The 1,880-nt window shown below is 72.2% G+C and carries 2 protein-coding genes and 1 pseudogene; 2 read left to right on the top strand and 1 reads right to left on the bottom strand.

Annotation, left to right across the window (positions count from 1 at the left end):
- The coding region (locus E1293_RS46755) for a fatty acid desaturase (protein WP_207939553.1) at positions 1–572 on the bottom strand (572 nt) is incomplete at its 3' end.
- A gap of 209 nt (positions 573–781) precedes the next feature.
- On the opposite strand from E1293_RS46755, the gene E1293_RS46750 reads away from it, so the two are divergent.
- Both E1293_RS46750 and E1293_RS46745 read left to right on the top strand, forming a co-directional pair.
- Positions 782–1,543, top strand: a complete 762-nt coding sequence (locus E1293_RS46750) for a tyrosine-protein phosphatase (protein WP_132206549.1) — start codon at positions 782–784, stop codon at positions 1,541–1,543.
- A gap of 92 nt (positions 1,544–1,635) precedes the next feature.
- Positions 1,636–1,880 (top strand): annotated as a pseudogene (locus E1293_RS46745) (diguanylate cyclase); the annotation flags it as partial.

Raw genomic sequence — 1,880 nt, 5'->3', positions numbered from 1 at the left:
TAAGAGACAGGCACACTGCCGATCTTCAGATTGACGCCCTCCAGAGTCAGCAGCGGAAAGAACAGCGCCGCCTGATGCCGCGCCACCCACCGCAGCGCACCCCGCTTGCCTGCCGCCTGCTCCTCCGTCCACGCGAGCACACCCTCCCCCACGTCGGGGTCCTTCCCGACATGGTTCGGGTTCGCGTGATGCCGGTTGTGCTTGTCGCTCCACCAGCCGTGGCCCATCCCCAGCAGCAGGTTCCCCAGCACCAGGCCCAGCCACCGGTTCCCCCGCGCGCTCGCCGCGATCTGCCGGTGCCCCGCGTCATGCCCCAGGAACCCCATCCGGGCCCCCAGGACCGCCAGCGGGATGCCGAACAGAACCGTCCACCAGCTGTCCCCCGCCCACGCGACCGCCGCCCACACCGCCGCGGTCGCGGCCAGGTTCAGCCCGATCGCCCGCACGTAGTAGCCGCGCCGCCGGTCCAGCAGCCCGCTCTCACGGACCCGCCGCGCCAGTGGGGCGAAGTCGCTGCCGGCCGATCTGCCGGACGGCGGGGACGGGGCTTGCAGGGTGGTGGTAGCGGGCATGAAATCTCCATTCGGAAGGGGGACGACCACTCAAAGTTACGGAGCGTGAGGCCATCCCGTCGCCCCGCTGTGGAGCCATTCACCATCTGGCTCGCAGGTCCCGGGTCGCCGCCCGCGTACCCGCTCCCCGGGGTGACCGCCACGGCGTCCGAGGAGAACCGCACCCTGCGCAAAAGCCCGGACAGTGTCCCCATATAGGGTCACAAGTCATGGACGACGACTCTCGGTGGATCGAACTGGACGGTGCCGTCAACGCCCGCGACCTCGGCGGCCTCCCCACGGCCGAGGGCCGCAGCACGCGCCGCGGCCGCGTGCTCCGCTCCGACAACCTCCAGGACCTCACCGTCGCCGACGTCCGGATCCTCGTCGACGACTACGCCCTGAAGAACGTCATCGACCTGCGCAGCGACACCGAGGTACGGCTCGAAGGACCCGGCCCCCTCACCCGCGTACCGTCGGTGACCGTCCACCAGCTCTCGCTGTTCGCCGAAGGCGGCCGCAACACCGACGTCGCCGCCGACGTCGGCAACGCACTCCCCTGGCAGGACCGCTCGACCGGCCACTACCTCGGCTACCTCGCCGACCGCGGCGACAACATCGTCGCCGCCCTGCGCGTCATGACCCGCACCGACGGATCCGCGCTCGTGCACTGCGCCGCCGGCAAGGACCGCACCGGCGTCGTCTGCGCCCTCGCCCTCGACGTCGCCGGCGTCACCCGCGAGGCGGTCCTCGCCGACTACACCCAGACCGGCGAGCGCCTCCCCGCCGTCCTGGAACGCCTGCGCGGCAGCGACACCTACGCCGCCGACCTCGACTCCCGCCCCGCCGACAGCCACCAGCCCCGCGCCGCCATCATGGAGAAGGTCTTCGCCCGCGTCGACGAGGAGCACGGCGGCACCCTCGGCTGGCTCGCCGGTCACGGCTGGACCACCGAGGACACCGACGCCCTCCGCACCCGCCTCCTCGGCTGACTCCTCCGGACGCCGCACGGCGCGAGTGTGGCGCCCCGATCCCGGGGTGGCCCGGCGGGCCCGCCACCCGCCGCTGGCTCATCGGCGCCGTCATGCCGCTCTGGCTCAGCGCCGGCCTCGCCGACTGGCACCGCCGCACAAGCATCGAGACCACCGCCGGCGCGCGCGAATCCATGATCCACGGCCTGATGATGACCGAGGCCGGCATCCCTGTCGCGCTCCGCCTGTTCTGCAAGGTCAACGCCGGAGTCCTCGCGCTGTGCGGCGGCGCTCTCGGCGTCCACGCCGCCATGGCCCTGTTCGGCGCCGTTCCCTACACCGAGGAGATGATCCGCTG

The sequence above is a fragment of the Actinomadura darangshiensis genome, from assembly GCF_004349235.1.
Classification (GTDB): Bacteria; Actinomycetota; Actinomycetes; order Streptosporangiales; family Streptosporangiaceae; genus Spirillospora; species Spirillospora darangshiensis.
The sequence above is the reverse complement of the archived record's forward strand: the minus strand, read 5'-3'. Positions and strand labels throughout refer to the sequence as shown.